General features: G+C 63.9%; 21 protein-coding genes and 2 pseudogenes. 21 read left to right on the top strand and 2 right to left on the bottom strand.

The annotated features are described in order from the left end of the window. The 20 genes and pseudogenes from IPK20_04480 to IPK20_04385 all read left to right on the top strand — a co-directional run bounded on the left by IPK20_04480 (position 1) and on the right by IPK20_04385 (position 20,836). On the top strand, positions 1-957 hold the full coding sequence (locus IPK20_04480; protein MBK8016033.1) for a methionyl-tRNA formyltransferase: 957 nt from the start codon (positions 1-3) through the stop codon (positions 955-957). After that, a complete protein-coding gene (gene rsmB, locus IPK20_04475; GenBank protein ID MBK8016032.1) occupies positions 950-2,221 on the top strand; it encodes a 16S rRNA (cytosine(967)-C(5))-methyltransferase RsmB in 1,272 nt (423 codons plus the stop codon). Before IPK20_04480 ends, rsmB begins: the two co-directional genes overlap by 8 nt. Positions 2,222-2,263: 42 nt before the next feature. Then, positions 2,264-2,839, top strand: coding sequence for a DUF4390 domain-containing protein (locus tag IPK20_04470; GenBank protein ID MBK8016031.1), 576 nt, complete (start codon positions 2,264-2,266; stop codon positions 2,837-2,839). 8 nt (positions 2,840-2,847) lie between these two features. Then, positions 2,848-5,044, top strand: a pseudogene (locus IPK20_04465) (HAMP domain-containing protein). Positions 5,045-5,057: 13 nt separating this feature from the next. Then, positions 5,058-6,317 (top strand): sigma-54-dependent Fis family transcriptional regulator, encoded by a 1,260-nt coding sequence (locus tag IPK20_04460; protein ID MBK8016030.1) that lies wholly within the window; start codon positions 5,058-5,060, stop codon positions 6,315-6,317. A 96-nt stretch (positions 6,318-6,413) separates the two neighbouring features. Beyond that, the gene (gene tkt, locus IPK20_04455; GenBank protein MBK8016029.1) at positions 6,414-8,426 is read left to right on the top strand and encodes a transketolase; all 2,013 of its coding nucleotides are present in this window, start codon (positions 6,414-6,416) and stop codon (positions 8,424-8,426) included. A gap of 149 nt (positions 8,427-8,575) precedes the next feature. Continuing rightward, the gene (glk, locus tag IPK20_04450; GenBank protein MBK8016028.1) at positions 8,576-9,553 is read left to right on the top strand and encodes a glucokinase; all 978 of its coding nucleotides are present in this window, start codon (positions 8,576-8,578) and stop codon (positions 9,551-9,553) included. After that, the gene (locus IPK20_04445) at positions 9,550-9,807 is read left to right on the top strand and encodes a SemiSWEET transporter (protein ID MBK8016027.1); all 258 of its coding nucleotides are present in this window, start codon (positions 9,550-9,552) and stop codon (positions 9,805-9,807) included. Before glk ends, IPK20_04445 begins: the two co-directional genes overlap by 4 nt. Before the next feature lie 157 nt (positions 9,808-9,964). Continuing rightward, positions 9,965-10,975, top strand: coding sequence for a type I glyceraldehyde-3-phosphate dehydrogenase (gene gap / locus IPK20_04440; GenBank protein MBK8016026.1), 1,011 nt, complete (start codon positions 9,965-9,967; stop codon positions 10,973-10,975). A 390-nt stretch (positions 10,976-11,365) separates the two neighbouring features. Next, positions 11,366-12,553: a phosphoglycerate kinase gene (locus tag IPK20_04435; GenBank protein MBK8016025.1), complete on the top strand. Its 1,188-nt coding sequence runs from the start codon at positions 11,366-11,368 to the stop codon at positions 12,551-12,553. A 9-nt stretch (positions 12,554-12,562) separates the two neighbouring features. Beyond that, a complete protein-coding gene (gene pyk / locus IPK20_04430; protein MBK8016024.1) occupies positions 12,563-13,996 on the top strand; it encodes a pyruvate kinase in 1,434 nt (477 codons plus the stop codon). A 47-nt stretch (positions 13,997-14,043) separates the two neighbouring features. Next, positions 14,044-14,516, top strand: a pseudogene (gene purE, locus IPK20_04425) (5-(carboxyamino)imidazole ribonucleotide mutase). After that, complete coding sequence (locus IPK20_04420) at positions 14,513-15,661, top strand: 5-(carboxyamino)imidazole ribonucleotide synthase (protein MBK8016023.1); 1,149 nt, start codon at positions 14,513-14,515, stop codon at positions 15,659-15,661. Before purE ends, IPK20_04420 begins: the two are co-directional and overlap by 4 nt. A 45-nt stretch (positions 15,662-15,706) precedes the next feature. After that, a complete protein-coding gene (locus IPK20_04415) occupies positions 15,707-16,594 on the top strand; it encodes a phosphoribosylaminoimidazolesuccinocarboxamide synthase (GenBank protein MBK8016022.1) in 888 nt (295 codons plus the stop codon). Continuing rightward, complete coding sequence (locus IPK20_04410) at positions 16,591-17,562, top strand: threonylcarbamoyl-AMP synthase (GenBank protein ID MBK8016021.1); 972 nt, start codon at positions 16,591-16,593, stop codon at positions 17,560-17,562. The genes IPK20_04415 and IPK20_04410 overlap by 4 nt, the downstream gene beginning before the upstream one ends. A 52-nt stretch (positions 17,563-17,614) precedes the next feature. Beyond that, positions 17,615-18,547 (top strand): sodium-dependent bicarbonate transport family permease, encoded by a 933-nt coding sequence (locus IPK20_04405; protein MBK8016020.1) that lies wholly within the window; start codon positions 17,615-17,617, stop codon positions 18,545-18,547. A gap of 14 nt (positions 18,548-18,561) precedes the next feature. Then, positions 18,562-18,864 (top strand): transcriptional regulator, encoded by a 303-nt coding sequence (locus IPK20_04400; protein ID MBK8016019.1) that lies wholly within the window; start codon positions 18,562-18,564, stop codon positions 18,862-18,864. 6 nt (positions 18,865-18,870) lie between these two features. Beyond that, positions 18,871-19,074 (top strand): hypothetical protein, encoded by a 204-nt coding sequence (locus IPK20_04395; GenBank protein ID MBK8016018.1) that lies wholly within the window; start codon positions 18,871-18,873, stop codon positions 19,072-19,074. After that, complete coding sequence (locus tag IPK20_04390; GenBank protein ID MBK8016017.1) at positions 19,071-19,439, top strand: Rieske 2Fe-2S domain-containing protein; 369 nt, start codon at positions 19,071-19,073, stop codon at positions 19,437-19,439. Before IPK20_04395 ends, IPK20_04390 begins: the two co-directional genes overlap by 4 nt. Positions 19,440-19,564: 125 nt before the next feature. Beyond that, positions 19,565-20,836 (top strand): D-amino acid dehydrogenase, encoded by a 1,272-nt coding sequence (locus tag IPK20_04385; GenBank protein MBK8016016.1) that lies wholly within the window; start codon positions 19,565-19,567, stop codon positions 20,834-20,836. A gap of 104 nt (positions 20,837-20,940) precedes the next feature. Here IPK20_04385 and IPK20_04380 read toward each other — a convergent pair whose 3' ends face one another. Together IPK20_04380 and IPK20_04375 are read right to left on the bottom strand one after the other, a co-directional pair. Continuing rightward, positions 20,941-21,744: a sulfite exporter TauE/SafE family protein gene (locus IPK20_04380; protein ID MBK8016015.1), complete on the bottom strand. Its 804-nt coding sequence runs from the start codon at positions 21,742-21,744 to the stop codon at positions 20,941-20,943. Then, entirely contained in the window at positions 21,744-22,199 is a 456-nt protein-coding gene (locus tag IPK20_04375; protein MBK8016014.1) for an EVE domain-containing protein, read from the bottom strand. Before IPK20_04375 ends, IPK20_04380 begins: the two co-directional genes overlap by 1 nt. A 214-nt stretch (positions 22,200-22,413) precedes the next feature. Between IPK20_04375 and IPK20_04370 the strand changes: the two genes are divergently transcribed. After that, positions 22,414-23,526, top strand: coding sequence for an S-(hydroxymethyl)glutathione dehydrogenase/class III alcohol dehydrogenase (locus IPK20_04370; protein MBK8016013.1), 1,113 nt, complete (start codon positions 22,414-22,416; stop codon positions 23,524-23,526). Positions 23,527-23,672: the final 146 nt, after the last annotated feature.

Here is a 23,672-nt window from a genome sequence, read left to right as displayed (position 1 = left end):
GTGAAGCTCGTTTTCGCGGGAACGCCCCGTTTCGCGGCGGAGGCATTGGCTGGCATCCTGACGACCCGTCACGAAGTCGTGCTCGTGCTGACTCAACCCGACCGGCCGGCAGGGCGGGGAATGCGGCTCGCTGCGAGCGACGTCAAGAAACTGGCGCTGGAGAAGGGCTTGCGGGTGGAACAGCCGGCAACCCTGAAGGACGCAGGCGTCCCCGACATGTTGCGCGCGACGGGCGCAGACGTCATGGTGGTGGCAGCATACGGCCTCATTCTTCCTGCGAAGGTGTTGAATGCGTTCGATCGTGGCTGCCTGAACATCCATGCTTCCCTGTTGCCCCGCTGGCGTGGCGCGGCGCCTATCCAGCGGGCGATTCTGGCAGGGGATGAGCAGTCGGGTGTCTGCATCATGCGAATGGAAACCGGTCTGGACACCGGTCCGGTGCTGCTTTCCGAGGCCCTGACCATCGATTCTCGCGAGACTGCCGGATCGTTGCATGACAAGTTGGCCTTCCTCGGGGCCCGGCTCATTGCGGAAGCGCTTGACCTGCTCGAGCAAGGTACGCTGAGGGACATGGTCCAGGATCATGACGCGGCCACCTACGCGGCCAAGATAAGGAAAGAGGACGCGTTTCTGGATTTCTCTCTCCCGGCGTTGGACCTTGACCGTCGCGTTCGTGCATTCGATCCGGTGCCGGGGTGCCAGGTGGTGGTCTGCGGGGAACCCGTCAAGATATGGAGAGCACACGTGTCGCAGGAGCGGACGACCGCGGTGCCGGGAACCGTCGTCAACGTGTCGGAGCGCGGGATCGGCATTGCGTGCGGGGCGGGCACGATTCTCATGGCAGAGGAACTCCAAAGGTCCGGCAGCCGCCGGATAGACGCGGGAGCGTTTCTGCGTGGGTTGCCAGTGGTGGCCGGAGATCGATTCGAATCTCCGAGACGCTCCGGCAATGCGTGACGCCCAGTCCGCAGCCGCCGGACTGATTGCGGATGTTCTGGCTGGAAGAAGCGTCTCGGAGTCGGACCTTGCCTCGGCCAATGCGGGCCCTGCCGCCAGGGATCTCACCTTCGGCACGTTGAGACGTCTGGGAACCCAACGGGCGATTGCTGCGCGGCTTGCCAGGCGGGGCATCCCGGATCCCTGGGTCGAAGCTCTCCTCTGCGTTGCGCTGTACCAGTTGCAGCACACGCGGGCTGCGCCCCATGCGATCGTGGACGAGGCCGTTCGGGCCACCCGCATGGGTGGCCATTCCCACGCGGCGGCCTTCATCAACGCGTCATTGCGCCGTTTTCAAAGGGAGTCGACGCCGCTTCTCGAGGCAGCGGCCAAGACGCCCGAGGGTCGATGGAATCACCCCCGCTGGTGGGTCGAGCGGCTCCAGCGAGATCACGGCGAATACGCGAGCCACATCCTGGACTCAGGTGTTGGACACCCTCCCATGGGTCTTCGAGTCAACCAGCGGCACTCGACGGTCGAAGATTATCTCGCCCGATTGCGTGGCGATGGCATCGATGCGAGCCGCCTCGAGAACGATGCACTGGTGCTGGACAAGCCCAGGGCATCCCGGGAACTGCCAGGATTCGGCTCCGGGGACGTATCGATCCAGGATGCAGGCGCACAGTGGGCCGCGCGTATCCTGGACGCACAGCATGGCATGCACGTGCTGGACGCCTGTGCAGGCCCTGGCGGCAAGGCCGCGCATCTTCTCGAGACGGCTGATATCGAGCTGACCTGCCTGGATTCGGCGCAGGATCGACTGGCCGCTGTGCAGGGTCAGATGACCCGCCTCGGTCTTGCCGCCTCGCTGCGATGCGCGCGCGCCGAAGACCTGGGGGCTTGGTGGGACGGGCGGCCGTTCGACCGAATACTTCTGGACGCCCCGTGTTCGGGCTCTGGTATCGTCCGTCGGCACCCGGATGCGAAGTGGTTGAGACGGGCGGCCGACATCCCGTCATTCGCGCGGCAACAGAAGACCCTTCTTTCAGCGCTTTGGCAGGCCCTCGCACCGGGTGGTAAATTGCTCTACGTCACTTGCTCGGTATTCGCGGAGGAGAACGTCGATGTGGTGCGCGACTGGCTCGGCAAGGCCTCCGATGCAGCCGAATTGCCCATCACGGCCTTCTCCGGGCGCGATGGCGTCCTGCTGCCCTCCAGCGTCCACGATGGATTCTTCTACGCCCTGTTCGTCAAGCTCCCTGCTCCTGCCGCACCTGCGCCATGATCTTTCCTTCGGAATGACCGCCGCGCCGGGCATGGTCTTCCCATGACCGCTGCCTGGCGATGGTTCGTGCTCCTGGCTGCGTTGATCGCAGGCATGAGCCTTCCACCCAGCGGTTCGGCGAGCGAACCTTCGATTCACATACGCTCCGCCGATATCGTTACCAACGGCGATAGCTACGTGCTCGACGCCGCCTTCCAGATCGATCTGGGCGAGACGCTCGAGGAAGCCCTCCACCGCGGTCTCACGCTGCACTTCGTCACCGAATTCGAGGTTCTCTACGAACGCTGGTACCTGCTCAATCTCTGGAACAAGTCGGTCGCCTCGTTCGAACAACGCTACCGGCTCAGCTTCAACGCGTTGACCCGGCAGTATCGGTTCACATCTGGCTCGCTCACCCGAAACGTCGAAAGCCTGGCCGAGGCGCTGAACATGATGGCCCGCATCAAGGCGCGGCCGATCGCCTCGAAGGAGGACATCGAACCGGGTGTCGCCTACGTCGCACAGCTGCGTCTGCGGCTCGACTCGTCGCAGCTACCCAAGCCGTTCCAGCTGAGTTCGATCGGATCGAAGAGCTGGAACGTCTCCTCCGACTGGTATCGCTGGACGTTTCGGCCATGACGAGCCGGATGCTGCGATGGCAGGCGGCGTTCTCCTCCAGAGGCGGACGAATCGTCACGGCCCTGGTGATCGCAAGCGGCGCCCTTCTCATCTATCTCCTCTCCACGGCAAGCAGCAACTCGCCTGCTTTCGCCGGCGGGCTGGTTTGGCTGCTCGGCGCTGGGGTGGCGGTGGTGCTCATCCTCATGATGCTGGCCGGATACCAGTTGCTGCTCCTCCGGCGACGATTGCAGCAACGGGTGTTCGGTTCGAAGCTCACGTTGCGGCTGGTATCGCTGTTCGCTCTGGTGGCAATGCTCCCCGGCGCGCTGGTCTACGCCGTTTCCGTTCAGTTCCTGACGCGCTCCATCGACACCTGGTTCGACATCAGGGTGGAAACGGCGCTCGAGGGGGGGCTCTCTCTCGGGCGCCGCACGTTGGAAGTCATGCAGCGCGAACTTCGCGACAAGGCCGAGACCATGGCGCTGTCGCTTTCGGACCAGCCTCTTGCCAGACAGAGAACATCCATCCACTCGCTTCGCGAACAGGCGGCCGTGCACGAAGCCGCTGTGTTCGATCTCAACGGCAACGTTCGAGTTTTCTCCGCTGCATCGAAAACTTCCCTCGCTCCACGAATTCCGACAGGCGAGATGATGCAGGGCTTGCGGCGGCAGCAGGCCTATGCGCGCGTGGTCGCCGAGCCCTCCGGTTCCCTCGTGGCCCGGGTTCTGGTACCGCTCAACACGGCTTCGAACGAAGTGCAGGGTCTGCAGCTTGTCCAGGTCGTTCCTGAGGACATTTCCCGGGATGCCGATGCGGTGCAGCACGCATACGGCGAGTTCCAGGAGCTCATGTACTCTCGACCCGGGCTCAAGCGCCTCTACGGCCTTTCCCTCACGCTTGCGCTGCTGCTCGCCCTGTTCTCGTCGCTGCTGATCGGCATCTTTTTCAGCGAGCGCCTTTCGGCGCCCCTGGGTGTCCTCGCAGAAGGGACTCGCGCCGTCGCGCAGGGCGACTTTCGCGAGCGGACTCCGGTCAAGAGCTACGACGAGCTGCGGATCCTGACGCGTTCGTTCAACGCCATGACCCGCGACCTGGCCGAGGCGCAGGCTGCTTCGCAGCGATATCAGCTGGAACTGGAGACCGCCAAGGGATCGCTCGAGGGGATTCTCTCCAACTTGTCCGCCGGGGTCCTGGCCCTGGACGCGGATGGACGGCCGCGATCGGCCAATCCGAGTGCGGGACGAATCCTCGATGTGAACTTCGACGAACTGGAGCAGGTACCCCTGGATCACTGGCCGGATGTTCATTCGAAGCTTGCCGCGATTGCAGAGCCGCTCGCACAGATGCTGGCGCTGCCAGGCCGTCACGTGCAGGAACGGGAGATCCAGTTTCCCTCGACGAGAGGCGAGCTCACGCTGCTCGTGAAGGTGTCCGAGATCGCTCATTCCAGCGAGAGCGGCTTCGTCGTCGTGTTCGACGACATCACGAATCTTCTGCGTGCGCAACGGCAGGCGGCATGGGGTGAGGTCGCCCGGCGGCTTGCGCACGAGATCAAGAACCCGCTGACGCCCATTCAGCTCTCGGCTGAACGGCTGCAACAGCGATTGCACTCCCGGCTCGACGGGGGCGACGCCGATCTGCTTTCCCGGCTCACGCAGACGATCGTCAACCAGGTGACCGCGCTGAAGGGAATGGTGGATGCCTTCAGCCGCTACGCCCGCGCACCAGAGGTGGATCTGAAGGCTCTGGACCTGGGTCAGCTCGTGCGCGAGGTGCTGAGTCTGTACGAGGCTCAGAGCCACTCCATCTCGGTCAGGATCGATCACGACGCAAGCCTGGTACTCGGTGATTCCACCAAGCTTCGGCAGGTCATCCACAACCTGCTCGCGAATGCGGAGGATGCCGTGTCCTCGACGACCATGCCCCGCATCGTCATCAGCGTGGAACAGGCGGAACGGTTCGTCGCGCTTCGGGTGGCCGACAATGGCGCAGGCTTTCCTGCGGAGATCCTCGAACGGCCTATCGAGCCTTACGTGACGACGAAGGTGAAGGGAACGGGGCTCGGTTTGGCGATCGTGAAGAAGATCGTGGATGAACACGGCGGAACCATCCATCTCGAGAACACCGTTCAGGGGAGGTGCCCGGGTCAGCGTTCTCCTGCCGGCGGCGGTGCCGGCGGGAGCTCGAACGGCAAGTCCGCCTTCTGCGGTGACAAGCGGGTGAGGGGTCGGAGACAATGAGCCAGATACTGGTGGTGGACGATGAGGTCGGCATCCGGGAACTCCTGTCGGAAATTCTCTCCGACGAGGGTTATCAGGTGCGACTCGCACAGAACGCCGATGAGGCCCGACAGCAGCGCTCACGTTCGCGACCGGATCTTGTCCTGCTGGACATCTGGATGCCCGACATGGACGGCATCACGCTGCTCAAGGAATGGGCAGCCAAGGGCCAGCTGACCATGCCGGTGGTCATGATGTCCGGGCACGGGACCATCGACACGGCGGTCGAAGCCACCCGGATCGGCGCTTACGCGTTCCTGGAAAAGCCGATAGCACTGCAGAAGCTGCTATCCACCGTGGGCAAGGCTCTTACCCAGCCTGCGCAGGGTCAGACGGCCTTTTCGCCGCTGTCGCTCTCTGTGCTGGGCGGCGCTCCGATCATCGTCGATCTCAAGGCACGCCTGGAGCGGGCCAGGGAATTGCGCTGTCCGGTCCTGCTCTTGTCCGAACCCGGCAGCGGAGAGGAACTGTGTGCAAGATTTCTCCATCGTGCCAACACTCCCTGGATTGCTCTGGAAGACGGCGCCTTCGGGGCAAGCCTGGAAGGTCCTGGCGCCCTTTCCGGTGAAGGCACGCTGTTCATACGGCAGCTGGACGAGATGCCGCGCGAACATCAGCGCCAGCTGCTCGGCCGCATCGCCTTGTTGACGTCCGGCGGCACGCGCGTCGTTTCCACCGCCCGGCACACCCTCCCCCAGCGCGTTGCCGACGGATTGTTCGACCCTCGGCTGTACGCTGCACTGTCAGGGCTCACGGTGAGGATCCCTCCTCTGAGAGATCACGCCGATGACATTCCGGTGATCGCCACGCAGCTGCTGGGGCAGATGGTGGAAGCGAAGGAAACTCCGGTGCGATCGCTGACGACGGCCGCCCTCAACGCCCTGCGTCTGTACCCGTGGCCGGGCAACCTTTCGCAACTGGAGGCAGTGGTCAAGTCGGCGGCCCTCGGCGCGACTTCCGCGGAGATCCGTCCGCAAGACGTCGGTGCGGTCCTGGGAGCCCTGGATACCTTGCCCAGTTCCAGCCTGGGCGGCATTTCGCTCGATGCCGGGCTTCGGGAGGCCCGCGATGCGTTCGAGAAGGCCTACTTCGAGTACCACATCGCCCGCGAGGGCGGAAACATGAGCCGTGTGGCCGACAAGGTGGGTCTGGAGCGTACGCACCTTTACCGCAAGCTGAAGCAACTGGGTATCTCGTTGCCGCGACGTGCCGAGTGAACGGGTGCACCGTTCCCATCGCTCCGCATCGATTAGAATTGGGGTGCCCGCGCAGCCGTTCGCGCGGGCTTTTCGTTCTTGGGATATCGACAAAACATGGTAACGAGCAACGATCTGGCCAACGCGCTGAGGGCGCTGGCGATGGATGCGGTTCAGAAGGCAAATTCCGGCCATCCCGGCATGCCGATGGGAATGGCCGATATCGCCGAAGTGCTTTGGCGACGCCACCTGGTCCACGACCCCGCGGATCCGCATTGGGCGGACCGTGACCGCTTCGTGCTCTCCAATGGCCACGGGTCGATGCTCCTTTATGCCCTGTTGCACCTGACCGGCTATGCGCTGCCCATGGAGCAGCTTGCCGCGTTCCGCCAACTGCACTCCATGACGCCGGGACACCCGGAATTCGGCTGTGCCCCGGGGGTGGAGACGACCACCGGTCCGCTCGGGCAGGGAATCGCGAACGCGGTGGGCATGGCCCTTGGCGAGCGTTTGCTGGCCGCAGAATTCAACCGGGCCGGCCATGAGATCGTGAACCATCGGACCTGGGTCTTTCTTGGGGACGGCTGTCTCATGGAAGGCATCTCGCACGAGGCGTGTTCCCTTGCGGGGACCCTTGGACTGGGCAAGCTGGTCGCCCTCTACGACGACAACGGGATCTCCATCGACTCTGAAAAGGGATCGATGGACAGCTGGTTCACGGACGATACTCCGCGCCGGTTCGAAGCCTACGGATGGAATGTCATTCGCGACGTCGATGGACACGATGCTCAGGCGATCGACCGCGCCATCCAGGCAGCAAAGTCGGGGGGAGATCGACCCACCCTCATATGTTGCAGGACCGTCATCGGCAAAGGCTCACCGAAGAAGGCCAATACGGGCGGAGCGCATGGGGCACCCCTTGGACCGGATGAAGTTGCCGCCACACGGGCGAACATCGGCTGGGCTCATGAACCATTCACGATACCCGCCGACGTCCGGGACGCCTGGGATGCGCGGGCCGAGGGTGCAAAGCGTCATGCGGAATGGCGGTCGCGGTTCGCAGCCTATCGCGAAGCGTACCCTGAACTAGCCAGGGAATTCGAACGACGACTCGAAGGCACGCTGCCCGCCACGTGGGCGGCCGATGCGGACGCCCTGCTCAATCGTGTGTGCGACAAGGCGGAGTCGATCGCAACTCGCAAGGCCTCCCAGAATGCCCTTGAAGGGCTTGGAGCGCTCCTGCCGGAACTCATTGGCGGCTCGGCCGATCTCGCCGGTTCCAATCTGACGATGTGGTCGGGCTCGAAGCCAGTCGGACGCCAAGGGGGGGGGAACTATCTCTTCTATGGCGTGCGGGAGTTCGGTATGGCGGCAATCATGAATGGAATCGCGCTGCATGGAGGATTCATTCCCTATGGCGGTACGTTCCTCGTCTTCAGCGACTATGCCCGCAACGCGCTGCGGCTGGCCGCGCTGATGAAGCAGCGTGTCGCCTACGTTTTCACGCACGACTCCATCGGCCTGGGCGAAGACGGTCCCACGCATCAACCGGTCGAGCATGCCGCCAGTCTTCGGATCATTCCTCGACTGGACGTCTGGCGTCCCTGTGATGCTGTGGAGACGATGGTCGGCTGGCAATTCGGCATCGAACGCAGCGACGGACCCACCGCGCATCTGCTCAGTCGTCAGAATCTTCCGCATCAGGCACGAAGCGCGGAGCAGATCGCAGCCATTCGCCGAGGGGGATACGTACTCCGCGAAGCCGCTGGGCATCGTATCGACGCTGTCCTTATTGCCACGGGATCCGAGGTTGCCATCGCGTTGGCGGCGCACGCCGTGCTCGCGGCGGAGGGAATCCAGTGCCGCGTCGTATCGATGCCTTCCACGAATGTGTTCGATCGCCAGGACGCATCGTGGAAGCGGTCCGTGCTTCCGCCGGGTACGGTTCGCGTGGCTGTCGAGGCGGGCGTTTCGGACTTCTGGCGAAAATACGTGGGTCTCGAAGGAGAGGTGGTGGGGATCGACCGCTTCGGGGAGTCGGCTCCCGCAGGAGAACTGTTCAAGTACTTCGGCTTCACAGCCGAGAACGTTGCGGCAGCCGTCCGCAAGGCGATGGCCGCGCGCCAATGAGCTGACAGGGGTCTGCGGGTGTCCTGGGAACGCGTGGCGGGTAAGAAACGGGCGCTGACAAGCCGGGGGCTTACTCTGTCGACACGGGCATTGTGCGGCAGCGCGCGGTGGCGCGAACCTTCGCCTCTGCCGCCGGCGGGGCGACCTGCATTGGTCAGCTCTTTCCCGGGAGTCGCGTGAAACTTGTCGGAGACATCGGCGGCACGAATGCCCGGCTGGCGCTGTGGAACGACTCGTCCGGGTCCCCACAGGAGGAAGAGACCCTCGCCTGTGCCGACTACCGCGATCTTGGCGCCGCCATTGAAGACTATCTTGCGCGCAAGGGCGGAAAGCGCATAGACGAGGCCGCCGTGGCGGTTGCAACCCCCATTCTCGGGGACCGTATCCGTTTCACCAACAATCCGTGGGATTTCTCCGTCGACGAAACGCGCGATCGTCTTGGATTGCGACGCTTGCTGGTTCTCAACGACTTCAAGGCCCTTGCACTTGCGCTGCCACGGCTCAGATCTGACGAGTTGCGGCAGGTGGGGAACGGACAGTCGGAAGCTGACCGGCCGATTGCCCTGCTGGGTGCGGGGACCGGACTGGGGGTCTCCGGACTGGTACCGTCGGATGAAGGCTGGATCGCCCTCGAAGGCGAAGGAGGCCACACCACGTTTGCGCCGGCCAATGCGCGGGAGTCGTCGATTCTTGGCGCCCTGTGGCAAAGGCACGATCACGTGTCGACCGAGCGGCTCGCCAGCGGCCCCGGAATCACGGCACTGTATTGGGCGCTCTGCATCGTGGACGGTCTTGTTCCGGAGGAGCCTTCACCGGAAGAGGTGAGTGCGAGGGCCGCCATGGGAGACGTCCGGGCAGGCGAAGCGCTGGAGATCTTCTGTCAGATTCTGGGCACGGCGGCAGGCAATCTATGTCTCACGCTCGGCGCGCGCGGAGGCGTCTATATCGGTGGAGGAATCGTTCCTTCGCTGGGGGAGCGCTTCGACCGGTCCGGGTTCCGCGGCCGCTTCGAATCGAAGGGCCGGTTCAGCAGCTATCTTGCCGCAGTTCCGACCTATGTCATCACCGCGCGCAACCCGGCCCTGCGCGGGGTGGCGCAGGCGTTCGGGGAAGCGGAGACTTCGTGACGTCCACCGACTGGCTCGGCACCTTGGCCGGAACGTTCACGACGGTGGCGTTCGTTCCCCAAGTGCTGCAGATCTGGCGGACCAAGTGCGCCCGCGACATTTCCCTGCTCATGTTCGGGATTTTCAGCGTTGGCGTGATGCTCTGGCTCGTCTATGGCATCGCCATGGGAGCGCTGCCGATAATCCTCTTCAATGCGGTGACCCTGATCCTCGCCGTCGCCGTGCTGGCAATGAAATTGCGATATCGGAACTGAAGGCGCGGACGAGCGGCGCAGGGACGTCCGGCCCGTGATGCAATTGGCCGGATCATGGCGAGCAGCCAATCCTCGCCCGGCCGTGGACTTGGCCCCGTCCCGATGCGATTTCAGCCGTGGGCTAGAATTTGAACTTTGACATATCCAGGAGAACAGCATGCCCATCCGTGTAGCGATCAACGGTTTTGGTCGTATTGGCCGGAATATTCTTCGTGCGCTCTATGAATCCGGTCGCAACGGCGAGATCCAGATCGTCGCGATCAACGACCTCGGCAGTCCCGAGACGAACGCGCACCTCGTCCGCTACGACACCGCGCACGGAAAGTTTCACGGCAAGGTCGAAGTGGAAGGCGACAGCCTCGTGGTGAACGGTGACAGGATCAAGGTGTTTGCCGAGCGCGATCCTTCCAAGCTGCCGTGGAAGACGCTGGATGTCGATGTGGTCGCCGAATGCACCGGAATCTTCACGAGCAAGGAAAAGGCAGGATTGCACCTGCAGGGCGGCGCGAAGAAGGTGATCATTTCCGCTCCCGGCAAGAACGTCGACGCGACCATCGTCTATGGGGTGAACCACCAGACGCTCAAGTCATCGCACACGGTAATCTCCAATGCATCGTGCACGACCAACTGCCTCGCGCCGATGGTCAAGCCGCTGAACGACAAGATCGGTTTGACCTGCGGCCTGATGACCACCATCCACGCTTACACGAACGACCAGGTTCTCACGGACGTTTACCACGAGGATCTGCGCAGAGCGCGCTCCGCCACGCAGTCGATGATTCCCACCAAGACCGGCGCGGCCGCGGCCGTCGGTCTGGTTCTGCCGGAACTGAACGGAAAACTGGACGGCTACGCCATCCGCGTCCCGACCATCAATGTCTCCATCGTGGACCTTTCGTTCGTCGCCAAGCGGCCCACGTCCGTCGAGGAAGTCAACAGCATCCTCAAGGCAGCTTCCGAGGGCGAACTCAAGGGCATTCTGGGATATACGACGGAACAGCTGGTGTCCGTGGACTTCAACCACGATCCACGTTCGTCCATCTTCGACGCGACGTTGACGAAGGTATCCGAAGGCACCCTCGTAAAAGTCAGCTCGTGGTATGACAACGAATGGGGCTTCAGCAACAGGATGCTCGATACGGCAGTGGCGTTCATGAACGCGAAATGAATGAGTTGAGGGCGAGGGCTGACCGGGTCGGAACCCGGTCATGCCGAAGCCACAACGGCCCGATCAGCAACAGGATGCTCGATACGGCAGTGGCGTTCATGAACGCGAAGTGAATGAGTTGGGGCGAGGGCTGACCGGGTGGGACCCCCGCCCACAGGATGCCGATACGGCAGTGGCGTCGAACGCGAAGGAAGGTTGGGGCGAAGGCTGACCGGGTCGGAACCCGGTCATGCCGAGCCGCAACCGCTTGTGGCAGGAGGTTTCCGTTGAGTGTGGTGATCATGAACATCACCTTCTGTCGTACCGGCTCCCGCTGGGGGTGGACGACACACAGAGATGCGGGGCATCTGCCCCGCTTGTTCTTTCAACGAAAGCGATGTAGACGATCCCATGGCAATCCTTCGAATGACCGACCTCGATCTGCGCGGCAAGCGAGTCCTGATCCGCTCGGATCTCAACGTTCCCCAGGACGACACCGGGAAGATCACCGACGACACGCGCATTCGCGCGTCTCTTGGCGCCGTACGGGCCGCACTGGAGAAGGGGGCACGGGTCATGGTGACTTCGCATCTGGGCCGGCCCAAGGAAGGACAGCTCAACCCCGAAGATTCCCTCGCTCCGGTGGCGAAGCGGCTGGAGGAACTGCTGGGTCAGCCGGTCAGGCTCAAGGCCGGATGGGTCGATGGCGGGGACGTAGCGCCTGCAGCGGGCGAGGTGGTCATGCTGGAGAACTGCCGCGTGAATGCAGGGGAGAAGAAGAACGACGAGGGACTCTCCCGCCGAATGGCCGCCCTGTGCGACGTCTATGTCAATGATGCGTTCGCGACCGCGCACCGCGCGGAGGCCACGACTCATGGTATCGCCCGATTCGCACCGGTCGCTTGTGCCGGTCCGCTGATGGCCGATGAAGTGGAAGCGCTGGGCAAGGCGCTCGAGAAGCCTGCCCGCCCTCTCGTGGCGATTGTCGGCGGATCGAAGGTCTCCACCAAGCTCACCATTCTTTCCGCGCTGGCGGAGAAGGTCGATCAGCTCATCGTGGGCGGCGGCATCGCCAATACGTTCATCGCGGCGGCAGGCCTGCCGATCGGCAAGTCGCTGGTGGAGAGGGAACTGATGGACGAGGCGGCCAGGATCATGGCGGCTGCGAGAAGTCGCGGTGCCACGGTCCCGATCCCGGTGGATGTCGTTGTCGCGACGGAGTTCTCTCCGACGGCGAGTGCGACGGTCAAGGATGTCGAGGATGTGGGCGAGAATGAGATGATCCTGGACATCGGACCTCGCTCGGCGGCAGCCCTGGTGGATATGCTCGGCAAGGCCGGTACGATCGTCTGGAACGGCCCTGTGGGTGTCTTCGAGTTCGATCAGTTCGGCAGAGGCACCGAATCCCTGGCCAGGGCGATTGCGCAGTCCGGGGCGTTCACATTGGCCGGTGGCGGCGATACGATTGCCGCGATCGCCAAGTACGGCATCACCGACAAGCTGTCCTACATCTCGACGGCAGGCGGCGCGTTCCTCGAATTCCTCGAGGGCAAGAAGCTGCCGGCCATCGAAATCCTGGAGACCCGCTCGGGCGGGTAAGACAATCCCATGCAGCGTTCCACGAAGATAGTCGCCACGCTCGGCCCGGCCAGTTCCGAACCGGAGGTGCTGAAGCGGCTCCTCGCTGCGGGTGTCGATGTGGTCCGCATGAACTTTTCGCATGGGACGGCGGCCGACCATCTCGCACGGGCCGAAGCGGTACGCGCCGCTTCGCGCGAATTGGGCCTCACGGTCGGCATCATGTGCGACCTGCAGGGTCCCAAGATTCGCGTGGGCAAGTTCGAAGCGGGCCGGGTCACCCTCGAGAACGGCGCGAGATTCGTTCTCGATGCGGAGTGCGCTGTGGGAAATTCGGAACGCGTGGGCCTGGACTACAAGGAGTTGCCCGGCGACGTCAAGCCCAACGATGTCCTGCTGCTCGACGACGGGCGGATCGTATTGGAAGTCGTGGAGGTGTCGGGGCCGGAGATCGTGACGCGCGTTCGCCACGGCGGAGAACTGTCCAACAACAAAGGGATCAACCGGCAAGGCGGCGGGCTCACCGCCCCTTCCCTCACCGCAAAGGACATGGAGGATATCCGCACGGCTGCCGCCATGAAAGCCGACTTCATGGCAGTCTCCTTTCCGAAGAGCGGCGCGGACATGTACATGGCCCGCGAGCTGATGCGGGCGGCGGGTGGCAAGGCACTGTTGATCGCCAAGATCGAACGGGCGGAAGCGATCAAGGCGCTCGACGACATCATGGACGCCTCGGATGCCATCATGGTCGCGCGTGGCGACCTTGCAGTCGAAGTCGGGGATGCCGCAGTGCCCGCTCTGCAGAAGAAGATGATTCGTCTCGCGCGCGAGAAGAACAAGCTCACGATCACGGCCACCCAGATGATGGAATCGATGATCGCGAGCCCTGTCCCCACGCGCGCCGAAGTGTCCGACGTGGCGAACGCGGTGCTCGATGGGACCGATGCCGTGATGCTCTCGGCGGAGACGGCCAGCGGAAGGTATCCGGTACAGACGGTCGAAGCCATGGCCCGTGTCTGCCTCGAAGCGGAAAAGTCCGCCGAACTGGAGCTCGATCGCGAGTTCCTGAACCGGGTGTTCACCCGGGTGGATCAGTCGATCGCGATGGGGGCGTTGTTCACGGCATTCCATCTCAAGGTGAAATGCATCGCCTCCCTCACGCAGTCGGGCTCCACGGCCTTGTGGATTTCACGCCTCAATTCGGGGGTGCCGATCTATGCGCTTACCCCGGAGATCAACACGCGCTACCGGCTCTCCCTTTTCCGCGATGTCTATCCGCTGATGATCGAGAATTTCACCAACGATCGAGACGTGCTGTTGCGCGAGGCGGAGGACGCCCTGAAGGCGCATGGAGCCGTGCAGGACGGCGATCTCATTGTCCTCACCATCGGCGAGCCCATCGGCAAGTCCGGCGGAACCAACACACTCAAGATCGTGCGGGTCGGCGAGCACCGTTCCGCCTGAAGTCGAGGTCGCAGCACATGTCAAATGCACCGTTGGTGGGGATCGTCATGGGGTCGCAAAGCGATTGGGAGACGATGCGCCACGCTGCCGCGATGCTCGAGCAGCTTGGCGTCGCTCACGAAGCGAAGGTCGTTTCCGCGCACCGCACGCCGGATGTCATGTTCCGCTACGCGGAAGACGCCGCCGGCCGTGGTCTGAAGTGCATCATCGCCGGTGCCGGAGGGGCAGCCCATCTGCCGGGGATGCTCGCAGCGAAGACGCGGATTCCCGTCCTCGGAGTTCCGGTCCAGAGCCGGGCCTCCAGGGGCTCGATTCGTTGCTGTCCATCGTGCAGATGCCCAAGGGCATACCGGTGGCGACCTTCGCGATCGGCGAAGCTGGGGTTGCCAATGCAGCCCTTTTCGCTGTTGCGATGTTGGCAATCGCCGATGGCGGCCTTGCGACCCGCCTGGATGCTTTCCGCCGGCAACAGACGGAGGCGGTAATGAATCATCAGCTTCCTCCCCTGAGTGGCACATGACGCCCATCGCGCCAGGAGCCTGGCTGGGACTGTTGGGAGGTGGACAGCTCGGTCGGATGTTCGCCATGGCGGCACAGAGCATGGGCTATCGCGTGGTCGTCGTGGATCCGGGCGCGGAGGGTCCCGCGGCCTCCGTCGCGGACGAACACATTCGGGCGGATTACCTCGACGCGGCCGCTCTGGGGGAGCTGGCGAGAAGGTGCGCAGCGGTCACCACGGAATTCGAGAATGTGCCGGCGGACGCGCTGCGACGCCTCGCGGATCACTGCGTGGTCAGTCCGGGGCACACCGGTGTCGCCGTGGCGCAGGACCGAATTCGAGAAAAGCGCTTCCTGGAGCAGGCGGGTCTGCGGACCGCGCCCTACGTGGTGATCGAATCGGAAGAGCAAGCGTGCACCGCGGATGCCTCCTTGTTTCCGGGCATCTTGAAAAGTGCACGGCTCGGCTACGACGGCAAAGGACAGGTGAGTGTGCTGCGCCTAGACGAGTTGCGGGCGGCTTTCCGCGCTCTCGGCTCGGCGCCCTGCGTGCTGGAACGGCGGCTCGACCTGAAGCTCGAGGTTTCCGTGGTCGTGGCGAGGGGGTTCGATGGCAGGGTCGTGTCGTTCCCCGTGGCAGAGAACCGGCACGCGTCCGGAATTCTCGACGTGAGCATCGTTCCTGCGCGTATCGCTCCTGCACTTGCGGATCGCGCCCGTGCACAGGCATTGCGAGTCGCGGAAACGCTCGACTATCACGGTGTGCTGTGCGTGGAGTTCTTCGTCGCGAAGGAAGGCGATCTGATCGCGAACGAGATCGCCCCTCGACCGCACAACAGCGGGCATTACACCATCGACGGCTGCTTCAGCTCCCAGTTCGAACAGCAGACAAGGGTCATGTGCCGCCAACCGCTGGGCGACAGCGGAATTCACTGTCCATCTGTGATGATCAATCTGCTGGGAGATCTCTGGGCTGCGGGCGAACCTGATTGGGGGCTCGTGCTCCGGCACCCGAAGGCGAAGCTTCATCTGTACGGAAAGCGGGATGCGCGCCCCGGCCGCAAGATGGGACACTTCACCGTGCTTGCACCGACAGTGGATCAGGCCCTGGCCGAAGCGCTCGACATCAAGTCCTCCCTCGTGACCGCTGCGCGCCGAGCCGCCTGATCCGCGTTCCGGCATCCCTACATCATCGCGCTTCACCGTCCTGCCATGACCGCAACCAAGCCTGTACTCGAGACCCGGCTCCGTTCGCTGCGATTCCTCCATCGCGGCAAGGTGAGGGATATCTACGAGATCGATGCCGACCGCCTGTTGATCATCCAGACCGACCGGTTGTCCGCATTCGACGTGATCCTGCCCACGCCCATTCCCGGAAAGGGCCGCGTTCTGACCGCCATGTCGAACTTCTGGTTCGCCCGTCTCGCGCACGTGATTCCGAATCATCTGCTGCCCGACGATCCTCTTGCTTTCGTGGCGGCGGACGAACGCGACGACGTGGCCGAACGCTCCTTCGTGGTGCGCCGGCTGGCACCGCTGCCCATCGAGGCCATCGTACGCGGTTACGTGGCAGGCTCCGGCTGGAAGGACTATCAACGGACTGGCCAGATATGCGGAATCGCGCTGCCGCCGGGCCTGCGGGAAGCGCAGCAACTACCCGAACCCATTTTCACGCCGTCCACAAAGGCGCCCAAGGGTTCGCACGACGAGAACATCGATTTCGCGCAGGCCCGGACCCTGCTCGGTCCGGAACGGGCCACGGCCGTTCGCGATGCCGCCATCCGGCTTTACCGCGAGGCGGCCGAGTATGCGGGCACACGCGGGATCATCATTGCCGATACCAAGTTCGAGTTCGGCACCGACGCCACGGGCCTCCTGTACTTGATCGACGAGGCGCTGACTCCGGATTCGTCGCGCTTCTGGCCTCGCGCACAGTACCGGGTCGGCATCAGCCCGCCATCGTTCGACAAGCAGTTCGTGCGTGACTGGCTGGAGGCGCAGCACTGGAACAAGCAGCCGCCGGCGCCTTCCCTCCCCGCGGAGGTGCAGGCCCGCACGGCCGAGAAGTACGAGGAAGCCCTCCGGTTGCTCACCGCTTGAACGGCGACGAGGCATCCGAGGAAGCCATCCTCCGCGCGGCCGACTTGCTTGCGCACGGCGGCCTGGTGGCGTTTCCCACCGAAACCGTCTACGGCCTCGGAGCCGATGCGTCGAACGAAGCTGCTGTCCGGCGGATATTCCTCGCCAAGGGCCGTCCGGCGGACCACCCTGTCATCGTTCATGTGGCGGGCAGCGCCCAGCTCGCGTCTTGGGTCCGCCATGTCCCCGAGCCCGCCCGCAGGCTTGCAGAAGCCTTCTGGCCCGGCCCGCTCACGATGGTGCTCGAACGTGCCGAGCACGTCCTGGACATCATCACGGGAGGACAGAACACGGTAGGCATCCGGGTTCCCTCACATCCGGTTGCGCAGAAGATGCTGAGGGCGTTCGGCGGCGGCGTGGCCGGACCTTCAGCCAACCGTTTCGGCCACGTTTCACCGACTACTGCGGCTCACGTGAGGGCGGAGTTCGGCGACTCGCTGGACATGATCCTCGAAGGGGGACAGAGCGAAGTCGGCATCGAATCGACGATCGTGGACCTGTCACGGGGCCATCCCTTCCTCCTCAGGCCGGGCATCATCTCCGTGGAGCAGTTGGAGGCGGTCCTGGGCGAAACGGTTCGCAGGCCGGACGCCCACTCGCCGCGGGCCTCCGGCACGCTTGCGTCGCACTATGCGCCCACGACTCCTACCCGCCTCGTCGCTCCGGATGCCCTCGAAAGAACTCTGGCCATCGCCGGCGTCCGCGTGGGTGTGCTCGCGCGGCGTCCTCGAGGCGCGAACCTTTCCGCGGCTGTGTGGGTCGAAGCGCCCGATGACGCCGGCCGTTACGCGCATGAGCTCTATGCCGATCTGCGATATCTCGACACTTCCCGCTGCGATCTCATACTTGTCGAACAGGTTCCCGATTCCCGCGAATGGGATGCCATCCGGGATCGGATCGGCAGAGCCGCTTCCCCCGAAAGGAACTGATACCAACGCAGGTGCGAAAGCCTTCCGGCGGTATTGCGCGGTGCGATAGCGAATGGATCCCGTCGTTCTCTTCTTCCTGCTGGGACTCGTCGCCCGCCTGTTGCGCTCAGACCTCCGATTGCCGGAGGCGATGTACGAAGGGCTTTCCATCTATCTCCTGCTCGCCATCGGCCTGAAGGGCGGCGTCGAGCTGGCGAAACACCCGCTGTTGCCCCTGCTTCCGCAGCTTGGCGGCGCCGTCCTCCTCGGAATCGTCCTGCCGTTGCTCGCGTATCCGGTGCTCAGGCGCATCGGCAGTTTCGCCAAGCCCGACGCGGCTTCCATCGCCGCCCACTATGGCTCCGTCAGCATGGTGACGTTTGCCGTCGCGACCGCCTATCTGCTCGAGCGCAATATCACCCACGAGCAATACATGCCGCTCTTCGTCGTCTTCATGGAAGTGCCCGGCATCGTCGTGGGAATACTGCTCGCCCGCATGGGCAGCGGGAGGACCATTCAATGGCCTACCCTGGCGCACGAAGTGTTTCTCGGGCGCAGTGTCGTGCTGTTGGCGGGCGGCCTGATCATCGGCTGGTTCGCGGGACCCGACGCACTGCAACCGCAGAGCCGCCTGTTCTTCGATCTCTTCAAGGCCGTCCTGGGCCTTTTCATGCTCGAGATGGGTCTCGTTGCCGCGAGCCGGATACAGGATCTTCGACGCACCGGTGCGTTCCTCGTGCTATTCGGGACCCTCGTGCCCTGCCTCTTTGCCGTGCTGGGGATTCTCGTCGCGCGTGTCGTCGACTTGTCCCCCGGAGGGGCGATGCTTCTTGGCACGCTAGCCGCTAGTGCCTCGTACATTGCAGCGCCGGCCGCCATGCGCATCGCGGTTCCCGAAGCGAATCCGTCGTACTCCCTGGCGGCTTCGCTGGGCGTGACGTTTCCCTTCAACGTCGTGGTCGGCATTCCCCTGTATCACCGCTTCGCCGAGGCCCTTTTCGGGTGACGATCCGCCCCCATATGCAGATGCATCCACGCAAGCTCATCGTGATCATCACCGAGTCGCCGCTCGAATCCATGCTGGTGAAGGACGTGACGGCCCTGGGAGCACACGGGTACACGATTTGCGACGTGCGTGGTGGTGGCCGGCACGGTGTTCGCGAAGGTGCATGGGAGGCCGATCGAAACATCCGGATGGAAGTCATCTGCGATGAGCCGACGGCCGATGCGATCGCCGAACATGTCCGGCTGAAATACGCCCTCAATTTCGCCACAACGGTGTTCGTGGCGGACATCGGGGTGCTAAGACCGGAAAAGTTTTGAGGTGGTATGAGCACGTATTCCTCACTGTCTTCCTGGCAGGAACAACTCCGTTTCGAGTATCCGGGCGTCAACTTCCAGGCGACGGACCATCCCGAAGGTGTCAATGCCGTCTGTGAAGGTGTCCTGGTGGGACGTTTCTTCGCCGAACGGCAGCCGCCTTACGGCATCCTGTACTCGCAGGCACGCAACTGCGGCGGCAAGCCCTGGTGAATCCGGGGTGGCGGGATCACCCCGCCGCCCCTCGCCGCGGTACCGCGCTTTGCGCCTTCGGCGATCTCGTCGATGGCGAGGGACGCGAGTTCACCTTCGGTGCGCCGGACCTGCCGTTGCGAATCGTCGTGGTGCGTAGGGGCGATCGCGCGTGGGCGTACGTGAATTGCTGTCCTCACAATTACGTGCCGCTCAATGACCAACCCGACCGTTTCGTGACGTTCGACCACGAATGGCTGATCTGCTCGATTCACGGGGCAATCTTCAGGTACGAGGATGGGTACTGCGAGGACGGCCCGTGCCGCGGCCGGTCCCTGGAGGCAGTGGATCTGTACAACGACGGCGGGCAGCTCAGCATCGGCTGACAAGCGCACGGTCCCGGCGCCGCCTCCGGGCCGGACGACATCAGGATTTTCGAGCTGAGCTGGCTCTGCTCCGTATCCGGTGCAGTACGATCGAGCCCGTCTCGAAGAGCGCTTACCCCCTCCCTATGCACGTGATGATTCTCGGCAGCGGCCTGCTCGGGACTGCCACCGCCTGGTTCCTGTCCGACTCCGGGCACGAAGTCACGGTCGTGGACCGGCAGCCAGGCTCCGGCCTCGAGACCAGTTTCGCGAACGGCGGCCAGATCTCGGTCAGTCATGCCGAACCCTGGGCCAATCCGCATGCGCCCGCGCAGTTGCTGAAATGGCTGGGAAAGGAAGATGCCCCTCTGCTCTTCCGCTGGCGGCTCGACCCGGCCCTCTGGGGATGGGGTCTGAGATTCCTGGGCGAATGCAGGCCATCGAGGACACGCGACAACATCGCCCAGCTCGTCAATCTGGGGGTCTACAGTCGTGCGACCCTGCAAACGCTGCGGCGCGAGCTCGGTCTGGAGTACGACCAGCTCGAATGTGGAATCCTTCACTTCTTCACCCGGGACGACAGCCTCGCCGCCGGAATCGATGCGGCGGCGGCCATGCGGGAATACGGGTGCGACAGCCAGCCGGTCAGTGCGGCACGATGCCTCGAGATCGAGCCGGCCCTTCGTCATTCCACCATTGCGATTGTGGGGGGCACCTACACGCCATCGGACGAGTCCGGAAACGCCTACCGGTTCACGTCAGCCCTTGCCGAACATTGCCGGCTGCGCGGCGTGAGGTTTCTGTACGAGACGCACATCGACCGAATCGTTGTCGAGGGAGAGAAGCTGAGCGGCGTTCAGGTGCGCGATGCCGCCGGCGCTTCCCGGGTGGAGCGGGCTGACGCCTACGTCATGGCGTGTGGCAGCTACAGTCCCCTCTTGCTGAAACCGGCGGGTGTTTCCATTCCTGTCTATCCTGCCAAGGGCTATTCCATCACGGTGCCCGTCTTGCCGGACGGCGAGGCGCCCCGCGTCAGCCTGACGGATGACGAAGAAAAACTCGTCTTCTCGCGGTTGGGACCGGAATTGCGGGTCGCCGGGACAGCCGAGTTCAATGGTTACAACGTCGAGATCAATCAGGCGCGCTGCGAAGCGATCGTCCGGCGTGTGGCGGCGCTGTTCCCCGCGGCGGGCGACTACGGGGGTGCGCGCTACTGGACCGGACTGCGGCCGGCGACCCCTGGCAACGTTCCCCTGATCGGCCGCACCCGATATCCGAACCTCTATCTCAACACGGGCCACGGCACACTGGGATGGACACACTCGTGCGGTTCGGGACGTGCATTGGCCGACATCATCGGGGGCAGGAGGCCGGAGGTCGATTTCCGCTTCCTGGGCATCGATCGGCCCGCTCCCTGATTGCCTCCCGGGCACGTCCGATCGTCGATCAGATCATCGCCGACCCGCGGTGGGTGCCTGCCTCGCAAGTCTGCTGGCGCCTGCAGTGACCACATGCCGAGCCGTCACATGAGCGACAGAGTCATCTTGACGGCCATGATCGACAGAATCACCGCAAACACCTTCTTGAGTCGCGACACCGGAATCGTGTGAGCAACACGTGCCCCGAGCGGCACGGTGACGAACGTGCCCACGACGATCCCGATGACCGCCGGCAGGTAAAGATATCCCACCGACAATGCCGGCAGGTGATCCTTGTTCCAGCCTCCCACCAGAAAACCGATCGTGCCGGAAATCGCGATGGGCAATCCGAACGCCGCGGAGGTGGCCACGCACTGCCGCATCGGCACATTGCACATGCTCATCAGCGGGACAGCCAGGAATCCTCCTCCCGCTCCCACCAGAGCGGACGCAATGCCCACTGCCGCTGCTGCCACCTGCATGCCCAGCGTGCCCGGTAGCTGCCGGTTGGGCTTGGGCTTCAGGTCCAGCATCATGTTGACCGCGGAATACACGACAAACGCAGTGAACAGCACGGCGAGCGCTTTCGACCGCAAGGCTTCGGCGAGAGCGCTGCCCGCCAGAGTTCCGAGGACCAGACCCGCCGCCGAACGCTTGACGATGTCCCAGCGGACGGCACCGTGGCGATGATGGGACTGCATGCTCTTCAGTGAGGTGAAGATGATCGTGGCGAGCGAGGATCCCAGCGCGAGATGCATCACCCGTTCGGCGGGGAACCCCTGCGCATTGAACGCGAACACCATCAGGCTCACCAGGATCATCCCGCCGCCGATGCCCAGCAACCCGGCGAAGAACCCGGCGAACAATCCCATCAGTGGGTAGATCGCCCACCACACGGAGATGTCGATCACAGGATGGACTCGATGAAGGACCACTCGTCAGGAGTGACCGGTGTGATGGACAGCCGATTGCCCCGTTGCAGGAGGCGCATCTCGGCCAGTTCCGGATATCCCCGCAACTCCTGCAGACCGACAAGACGGGTCTTGCGCACGAGCTGGACGTCCACGTTCAGCCACCGCGGGGCTTCACGAGTCGACTTCGCGTCGAAGTACTTGCTGCGGGGGTCGAACTGGGTTTCGTCGGGATAGGCGGAACGGGCCACTCGGGCGATGCCCGCGACGCCCGGTTCCTCGCAGCTGGAATGGTAGAAGAGCACCGGGTCACCCACTTTCATCTCGTCGCGCATGAAATTGCGCGCCTGGTAGTTGCGCACCCCGAACCAGGGAACGGTCTTCTTTGGCATCCTGGCGACGTCGTCGACGCTGACCTCGGATGGCTCGGATTTCATCAGCCAATGACCCATGTACCTTGCGGCTCCAGGAATTGCAGAATCAGACTGAAAGATACAGGGTCGAGGCGTGGTCGTGTGCGGTGAAGCGCGGGGAACTCCTTCTGTGACGTCACGCGCCTGGGGCAACACCGCAGCTGCCGCCTTCACAATCCCGGCCCTGCCCTTCGACACACACCACGAAAAAGTCGGATGATGCGGGCGTAGCCAAACCACCGGGAGAGAGCCCATGCAAGTCCGCGCAGCCGTCGCCCATCGGGCCGGAGCCCCCCTGTCAATCGAAACAGTCTCGCTCGCCGGTCCGCGCGCCGGTGAGGTACTCGTGGAAATAAAGGCCACCGGCATCTGCCACACCGACGAGTACACGCTGTCCGGCGCCGACCCCGAAGGCCTGTTCCCGGCAATCCTCGGGCACGAGGGCGCTGGTGTCGTGGTCGACGTGGGGCCGGATGTGACGAGCCTGCGCAAGGGCGACCACGTCATTCCCCTTTATGTGCCCGAATGCCGGGAGTGCGAATACTGCGTCTCCCACAAGACCAATCTGTGTCAGGCCATCCGCGTGACCCAGGGCCAGGGGCTGATGCCCGACGGGACCAGCCGCTTCTCCCTCGACGGCAAGCCGCTGTTCCACTACATGGGGACGTCCACCTTCGCCAACTACACGGTGGTCCCCGAAATCGCTCTCGCGAAGATTCGCGAGGACGCACCGTTCGACAAGGTCTGCTACATCGGCTGCGGCGTGACGACCGGCATAGGCGCCGTCATCAACACCGCCAAGGTCGAGCCCGGCGCGAACGTGGTCGTGTTCGGTCTGGGTGGCATCGGCCTCAACGTGGTTCAGGGCGCCCGGCTTGCGGGGGCGAACATGATCATCGGCGTGGATCTCAACCCGGGACGCCGGCCACTGGCCGAGAAGTTCGGCATGACTCACTTCGTCAATCCAAAGGACATGGCGGAAAACGAACTGGTCCCGCACCTCGTGAATCTGGCGAAGGGCGGCGCCGACTACAGCTTCGAGTGCATCGGCAACGTGAAGGTGATGCGGCAGGCGCTGGAGTGCTGCCACAAGGGATGGGGCGTGTCGGTGATCATCGGCGTGGCACCGGCGGGCGCGGAGATCGCGACGCGCCCCTTCCAGCTCGTGACCGGGAGGGTCTGGAAGGGCACCGCGTTCGGCGGCGCGCGGGGACGCACCGACGTGCCCAGGATCGTCGACTGGTACATGGACGGCAAGATCGACATCGACAGCCTCATCACCCACGTACTGCCCTTCGAGGAGATCAACAAGGGCTTCGACCTCATGCATGCAGGCGAGTCGATCCGCAGCGTGGTCGTGTACTGATGATGGCGCAGGGCGCCTGCTCGGGACATCGCTGTTTCGGCGTCGCCCAGGACGTGTACGCCCACGCGTCGACGAAGAATCAGCCTCAGCGCCGTCTCGCCTTGTTCGTGCTGCCGCAGGCACCGGCAAGGCCTGCGCCGGCGCCG

The sequence above is a fragment of the Betaproteobacteria bacterium genome, from assembly GCA_016713305.1.
GTDB lineage: Bacteria > Pseudomonadota > Gammaproteobacteria > Burkholderiales.
The sequence above is the reverse complement of the archived record's forward strand: the minus strand, read 5'-3'. Positions and strand labels throughout refer to the sequence as shown.